This window comes from Terriglobia bacterium (genome assembly GCA_020073185.1).
In the GTDB taxonomy this organism is placed as follows: Bacteria; Acidobacteriota; Terriglobia; order Terriglobales; family Acidobacteriaceae; genus JAIQGF01.
In genome coordinates, this window is sequence record JAIQFT010000056.1 from 20832 (window position 1) to 27322 (window position 6491).

Below are 6491 nucleotides of genomic sequence, written 5' to 3' on the forward strand. Positions count from 1 at the left end.
GAAGAGCTGTTGCCCTCGGGCGGCGAACGACTAACGACTAAACGACTCTTTACCCGTAGCCTGCGAGTGAAATTGTAAGGGAGAAGGACAGGAAACGCTGATCTTACATCTGCCGGCCGTTGCGCAATTTCCCGGTTCGCAAGAACTTTCGTCCTCGGGCGACTAACGACCAACGACCAACGACTCCTTACGCGTAAACCGCCGACTAGGCTATCACCAACTCGCCCTCGCGCTGGGCTTCCAGTGCCATAGCTCGCTCCAGCGCGCCAATGGCGCACTCCACCTGGTCGTCCGAGGGGGGTTGGGTCGTGATGCGCTGTAACCACAGTCCGGGCGCGGTCATGATCGCGAACAGCGAGCCGCGGTGCTTGGCGGCGAAGCGGATGATCTCGTAGGAAACGCCGGCAATCAGCGGCAGCAACGCGATGCGGATGGCGAAGCGCGTCCAGAAGGTGTGCACCGGGAACAGGGTATATACCACGATCGAGATCAGCATCACCGTCATCAGGAAGCTGGTACCGCAGCGCGGGTGCCAGGTGACATATTTCTGCACCGCCGTCGGCGTGAGCGGATCTTTGGCTTCAAAAGCGAACACGGTCTTGTGCTCCGCGCCGTGGTACTGGTAAACCCGCCGCAGGTCCGCCCACAGCGAGGTCAACCAAATGAACGCCAGGAACAGTCCCAGCCGGATGATGCCGTCCACCACGTTGAATAGGATCTGGTTGCCGAACACCGGCGAGACGTGCTGTTTCAGCTCGGTGGTGGCCACCAGCGGCAGAAACTTGTACATGAAGACAAAAAAACCGAGCGAGAGCAGGATGTTCAGCGCCGCCACCCAGCCGTTGATCTCCAGCTTCTTGCCGTCTTTGCCGGCGGGGATTTCATCCAGCGCGACGTTAGCGGAAAAGCGCAGCGCACGGAAGCCCAGCTTCATTGCTTGCCCCAGCGTGACCACCCCGCGGACAATCGGCCAGGCCATCCATGGGTGCTTTTCCGAGGGGCGCTCCAGGGTTTCCGAATGCGACGCGATGCTACCGTCGCCGCGGCGCACGCAGATGCCCCAGGCATGCGGCGAGCGCATCATCACGCCCTCCAGCACCGCCTGCCCGCCGACCAATGTCTCTTCACCGCTCTCCAGCGCCGGCAACAACTGCACCGCCGCCAGGAAGCGCGCCATTTTCCGCAAATAACCACACATCGCCATCAGGTATGTCCCGCGGTTCTCCCTTATCTCTCTATTGGATGCGAGTTCCGAGGGTATGGCAAGATTACCGATGACACCGCCGGCCTGTCAAACCTTCATGTGGCGCGGGCGCTCTCGCCCGCCACCGCCGACTACTGACTACCGACTCCTGACTGCCAACTACCGACGCCGAAAACCGACGACCGATAACCCCCAAGAGCATCGAATCTAGGGCATGCGCCTGCTCGCCACCGCCGCCGAAGCCATTGGCGGCACGACCAAGAAGAACGAGAAAGTCGACATCCTCGGCGACTACTTCCGCGCGCGCTCCATCCCGGAGGCCGCCGCCTCCGCCGTCTTTCTCTCCGGCCGCGCCTTTCCCGCCTGCCAGGAAACCACGCTCCAGGTCGGCGGCGCGCTGCTCTGCCAGGTGCTGAAAAACATCACCGGCAAGCCTGACGCCGCGCTCAACGCCGCCTATCGCCGCCGCGGCGACCTGGGCCACGCCGCTTACGATCTGCTGGCTTCGGTTGCCCCACCCTTGTCTCGCCCGGGTTTGGCGAGACAGGGTGGGAAGGAAGGCTCCCTCAACGTGCTCGACGTGGCGCACGCCTTTCGCGACCTCGCCGCCGTCCGCGGTCCCGCCGCCAAAGCGACGCTGCTGCGCGAGTTGCTCGAAAAGGCCACGCCGCTGGAGGCCAAGTATCTGGTCAAGATCGTGACCGGCGAACTGCGTATCGGGCTGAAAGAAAGCCTGGTTGAAGAGGCGATCGCCAAGGCATTCCAAGCCCCGATCGCCGACGTGCAGCGTGCCAACATGCTGCTGGGCGACATCGGTGAGACCCTGCGCCTGACAGCCACGCAACGCCTCGCCGACGCGCGCCTGCGCCTTTTTCATCCGCTCGGCTTCATGCTCGCCAGCCCCGTGGAAAACGCCGGCGAAGCGTTCGCGTTCTTCCCCGACGCCGTGGTCGAGGACAAGTACGACGGCATCCGCGCCCAGGCGCACCTCGCTGAAGGCAAGGTGAAGTTGTTTTCCCGCACGCGCGACGAAATCACCGGCTCATTCCCCGACCTGGTCGCGCCGTTGGCGGATTTCGGCGGGCCTGTAGTCCTCGACGGCGAAATCGTCGCCTGGCGCCAAGGCCGCGCGCTCTCCTTTTCCGAGCTGCAGCAGCGCCTCGGCCGCAAGACCGTCACCGAGAAGATGATGCGCGACGTTCCCGTCTGTTACGTCGCCTTCGATATCCTGTATACCGGTGGCGAACTCGTCATTGATCTTCCTCTGCGCGAGCGTCACGCGCTGCTCGACCGCATTTTCGCGGGCGCCAGACACCAGCATCGTGAACGAATCCGCGATCCGCAGGGAAAGTTCGAGTTCGAGCCCGCCATCGAGCAGGACGATCGGCAGCACATCGCCGCCATCCGCGCGCCCGTGCTGCGCGCCACTTCGCCCGACCACCTGAACCAGCTTTTCGGTGCCGCCCAAGCCCGCGGCAACGAAGGTCTGATGATCAAAGACCTCGACTCGGTATACACGCCGGGCCGCCGCGGTCGTTCGTGGCTGAAGCTCAAGCGCGAACTTGCCACCCTCGATGTTGTCGTCACCGCAGTCGAGTGGGGCCACGGCAAGCGCGCCGGCGTGCTCAGCGACTACACCTTCGCGGTGCGCGATGGCGAGCGCCTGCTCAACGTCGGCAAGGCGTATTCCGGCCTGACCGACAAAGAAATCGGCAACCTGACGGAGTGGTTTCTGGCGCACACCATCGAGGATCACGGCTTCGGGCGCGAGGTCGAGCCCAGCATTGTGCTCGAGGTCGCCTTCAACGCGGTGATGCAGTCCGACCGCCACGACAGCGGCTTCGCCCTGCGGTTCCCGCGCATCCTCCGCCTCCGCCCCGACAAATCTCCCGCCGAAATTGATACGTTACAGCGTGTCCGCGAAATCTACGAACGCCAGAAACCCACGTATCCGAACGCCGTGTGATCCGCCGTGGCGCTGTCTTTTCCATAACTGGAAACTAGAAACTAGTCCTTCTTCTTGCCGCGCAGTTTCCTCCAGACGTCAGGCCCGAACTCGCTGAGCAGGTTCCAGCCTGCGGTGTTGGCCAGGCTCAGGGCGGCGGACACGGAGGTGCGCCCGGCATCTCGGTCCACATCCGGCATGTAGGTGTTGCTCAAGGCCGCTCCGGCAAACGCGCCGCCCACCGCACTGAAGTTGAAGCTCTGCCGTCCCGAGTCCGTCCGCGTCACCATCACGCGCGAGACCGAGTAGGCGAAGCGGTTGCCGAACCCGCCGCCGCCCTTGCGAAAATAGCGCGGGTCTTCCTTCAGGATCGAGGGCAGCAGGAACGACTGGAAGAAACGCGTAGATTCCGTGGTCGCCAGCGACGCTCCGTAGCGCGCGCCGTACGCCTCCCAGCCCTGCCCGTAGCCGCGCGGATCGTCGTCGGTGGCCTGCCAGATGGCGGCGTCCACCCCGGCGGCCAGCAGGTTAGCCGGCGAATAGCTGCGCTGCAGCCACACGTTCAGCTTCTGGTGCGCCGTCAGCGGACAGACGTTCGTGTCCGGCGGCGCATTCACGGTCGTGCTCGGCATTCTCATCGCCCTCTGCGCCCCGCCGACAATGCCGCCGTGCCGATGCTTTTCCTGCAATGTGGAAGCGTCTACGCAGTTCGAACTGTTGGCTTGAGCCCAAGCCGCTGCTGGCAACACGAATGCCAGCAACACTGTTCCAATCGTCAATCTCATTAGGTTCTCTCCGGAGGAGAGGGCAGGATATCAGCAAAGGACTTGAATGCAAACCAATGTTTCCGCTTCCTCCTTTAGCCTGAAGCCTGCCGTTTTGCCCCTGCACATTTCCAGCCCTGGCCTGCCGCATGCGATAATATGAAATTACACAACCCTAACCTTGCAAAGCGGGCGCCCAGCGCTTTGTCTGCGTTGGGGAGCTAAGGTGGCTGTTTGTGCAATTGCTCCGACGTTCTCTGATCGCTTTTCTTCTCTTCTGTTTAGGCTGCGCGGCGCAGGCCAATTCCCCCGAACTCAACCAGCGGATTGAGCGCCACGTGCGCCTCTATCTGAGCGGCAAGATTCCCCCGACGGTGGGCATCAAGGCCGGCGCGCGCACCCCCAGCGCCGACTTTCCCAATTACGACAAGATCACGGTCACCCTCTCCGAGGGCGAACGCAAACAGGACCTGGAATTCCTGATTTCCAAGGACGGCAGCAGCCTGGTACGGGTCACCAAGTTCGATCTCACCAAGGACCCCTACGCCGAGATCATGAAGAAAATCGATCTCACCGGCCGTCCCGTCCGCGGGAACAAGGACGCCAAGGTCACCATCGTCAACTTCGACGACTTCCAGTGCCCGTTCTGCTCGCGCATGCACGCGGAGCTGATGCAGGGCGTGCTGAGGCTGTACGGGCCCAGCGTACGGATCGTCTACAAAGACTATCCGCTGTCGGAAATCCATCCCTGGGCGTCGCATGCCGCCGTCAACGCCAATTGCCTGGCGGCGCAGAGCGGCGACGCCTATTGGGACTTTGCCGACTACGCCCACGCCAACCAGAAGCAGATCACCGGCGCCCAGCAGACGCCGCCGTACACAGCGCAGTTTCAGGCGCTTGACCGGGCCGCGACGGCAATCGCGCAGCGCCACAACCTGCAGGTGACGCCGCTGCTTTCCTGCTTGAAAGCCCAGTCGCAAGAGGCGGTGGCGAAGTCCCTGAAAGACGGCGCCAGCATCGGAGTTGAGGCTACGCCTTTCCTTTTCATCAATGGCGAGCGAGTGGACGGCGCCTTGCCCTTGCCGGAGTTGCAGGCGGTCATCAATCGCGCGCTGCGTGACGCTGGCCAGCCCATTCCGCCGGCCGCCATGGCATCGGCTGCGCAACCCGGTTCCGCACCGCAGGGCGACGCCGCGCCGGAAGCCAGTTCCGCGCCGGCCACCAATCCGCCGCCGGCGTCCAGCGCTGCACCGACGCCAAAGTAAGTTTTTTCGCGCGTTACCAGGACTTCGACGCGCAAGCTGCAAGCTGACGGCCGACCACCGATGGCCGAATTTTCGGAGGAACTCTTGACTCGCATTTATTTCCGGGCGCGCACGCTGGCTCCCCTCGTCGTTGTCATCGCACTCCTGCTTTCGCTCGCTGCCTGCGACCGCGGCCAGGCCGGTTCCGACGTCATGGCCAAGGTCAACAGCCACAAGATCCTGCGCTCGGAAGTGGAGAAGTATTACGCCAACCAGACGGCGCAGTCGCCGCAGCAACCCGGCGACGAGCAGGCCACCAGCCTCAAGCTCGGCATCCTCAAGGAGCTCATTGACAACGAGATCCTCATGCAGCGCGCCGAAAAGCTCGGCCTGCTTGCCACCAACGACGAAGTCGACCAGAAGCTGAACGAGATCAAGGCGCCCTACACTCAGGAGGCCTTCGACCAGCGCCTCAAGGAGCGCAAGATCACCCTCGACGACTTCAAGCGCGACCTGCGCCGCTCCATCACCATCGACAAGGTCCTCAACCGCGAGATCACTTCCAAAATCGCCATCTCCGACAGCGACATTTCCGGCTACTACAACGCGCACAAAGCCGAGTTCAACCTGATCGAGCCGCAGTATCACCTGGCGCACATCTTCGTCAGCACGCAGCCCAATCCGCAGGTGCGCAACCTGAAGAACGACAAGGCGCAGAACGAGCCCGAGGCGCGCAAGAAGATCCAGATGATCATGAATCGTCTGGACAGCGGCGAGGACTTTGCTACCGTCGCCATGAACTACTCCGAGGACCCGGAGAGCGCGGGCAACGGCGGCGACCTCGGCTTCACTCCGCAGTCGGCGCTGGCCAAGACCGATCCCGCCACCCGCGACGCGGTCAGCAAGCTCAAGCCCGGGCAGTACAGCAACATCATCGTCATCGCCCACCCGGAAACCCACCAGGTGTTCGGCTTCCGCATCGTGAAAGTGGTGGCCAAGGAGCCGGCCGGCCAGCGCGAACTTAACGACCCGCGCGTGCAGCAGGCCATCCGCGACCAGTTGCGCGACCGCCGCGAACAATTGCTCAAGGCCGCCTACTACGACGTCGTCCGCAACCAGGCCAAGGTCGAAAATTACTACGCCGAGCAAATCCTGAAAAGCACGGGACAAAAATAGAAGAAGAAGTTGCGAGTCGTTAGAGCGGATTCATGGTTGCTGTACCCTGTAGCCGCAGTGGCGGAACCAAGCGACAGCGTTGTCGGCAGTAATCGACGAGATCGCTTCCGCAGCGGCCTGTTCCAGGGCTTCCGCAAGTCGTGCTTTGGCACTGCGGA

5 protein-coding genes are annotated in these 6491 nt (G+C 62.8%); 3 read left to right on the plus strand and 2 right to left on the minus strand.

What is annotated here, in order from left to right; genetic code table 11:
- Positions 1-205 precede the first annotated feature (205 nt).
- Positions 206-1177, minus strand: coding sequence for a DUF1385 domain-containing protein (locus LAN64_16855; GenBank protein ID MBZ5569503.1), 972 nt, complete (start codon positions 1175-1177; stop codon positions 206-208).
- Between the two features lie 241 nt (positions 1178-1418).
- On the opposite strand from LAN64_16855, the gene LAN64_16860 reads away from it, so the two are divergent.
- A complete protein-coding gene (locus tag LAN64_16860) occupies positions 1419-3170 on the plus strand; it encodes an ATP-dependent DNA ligase (protein MBZ5569504.1) in 1752 nt (583 codons plus the stop codon).
- Between the two features lie 41 nt (positions 3171-3211).
- Here LAN64_16860 and LAN64_16865 read toward each other — a convergent pair whose 3' ends face one another.
- Positions 3212-3781 (minus strand): hypothetical protein, encoded by a 570-nt coding sequence (locus tag LAN64_16865; protein MBZ5569505.1) that lies wholly within the window; start codon positions 3779-3781, stop codon positions 3212-3214.
- A gap of 374 nt (positions 3782-4155) precedes the next feature.
- Here LAN64_16865 and LAN64_16870 point away from each other — a divergent pair, with 374 nt between their 5' ends.
- Entirely contained in the window at positions 4156-5178 is a 1023-nt protein-coding gene (locus tag LAN64_16870) for a DsbA family protein (GenBank protein MBZ5569506.1), read from the plus strand.
- A 60-nt stretch (positions 5179-5238) separates the two neighbouring features.
- Positions 5239-6333 (plus strand): SurA N-terminal domain-containing protein, encoded by a 1095-nt coding sequence (locus LAN64_16875; GenBank protein ID MBZ5569507.1) that lies wholly within the window; start codon positions 5239-5241, stop codon positions 6331-6333.
- Positions 6334-6491: the final 158 nt, after the last annotated feature.